The following is an 875-nucleotide window of genomic DNA, read 5'->3' as shown; positions in this document are numbered from 1 at the left end:
GACTGTCACTGCGGCGTGGGTGATGTCGGGGTGGGTGGTGAGGGTGGCTTCGATTTCGCCGAGTTCGATGCGGTGGCCGCGGATTTTGACTTGGAGGTCGCGGCGGCCGAGGTATTCGAGGTTGCCGTCGGGGTGCCAGCGGACGAGGTCGCCGGTGCGGTACATGCGTTGGCCGGGTGGGCCGTAGGGGTTGGCGACGAACCGTTCGGCGGTCAGTGCGGGCCGGTTGTGGTATCCGCGGGCCAGCTGGACCCCGGCCACATACAACTCGCCCACCACCGCCACCGGTACCGGATGCAAGCGGTGGTCCAGCACGTAGGCGTGGCAGTTGATCTGGGGTGTGCCGATGGGCACCACGCTCTCTTCGTGTTGGGTGCAGCGGTGGCAGATGACGCTGACGGTGGTTTCGGTGGGCCCGTACTGGTTCCATACCGTCGCCGGACCGAACTCCGCCAACCGTGCGACTGTCTGCCCGGACAGCGTTTCACCGCCGAGGTAGACCACCCGCACGCCGCGGAGGACGTCGGGTGATCGGCCGGCCATCAGGGCGGTCATCACCGTCGGCACCGACGACATGTGGGTAATCGCTTGGGTGCGGATGAGTTCGGCGAGGTAGTCGGGGTCGCGTTGGCCGTCGGGCCCTGCCAAGACCACGCAGCCCCCGACCTGCAGCGGTGCGAAGAGGTCGGGAGTCGATGCGTCGAAGGTCACCGCGTTGCTCTGCAGAAGACGGTCACCCAAGCCGTAGTCGAACGCAACCCACTGCACCTCGTTGACGATCGCGCTGTGCGCTACGGTCACTCCCTTCGGGCGGCCGGTCGATCCCGAGGTGAACATCACGTAGGCCGTGTTCTGCGGGCGTAGCGGTGCGCGGC

1 protein-coding gene is annotated in these 875 nt (G+C 67.2%); it reads right to left on the bottom strand.

All coding sequences use genetic code 11. The features are described 5' to 3' along the window. Positions 1–875 (bottom strand): amino acid adenylation domain-containing protein (locus AC1D1G_RS45585; RefSeq protein WP_477956985.1); only part of this gene is annotated, 875 nt, incomplete at both ends.

The sequence above is a fragment of the Rhodococcus sp. P3_B8 genome, assembly GCF_056402775.1.
The sequence above is the reverse complement of the archived record's forward strand: the minus strand, read 5'-3'. Positions and strand labels throughout refer to the sequence as shown.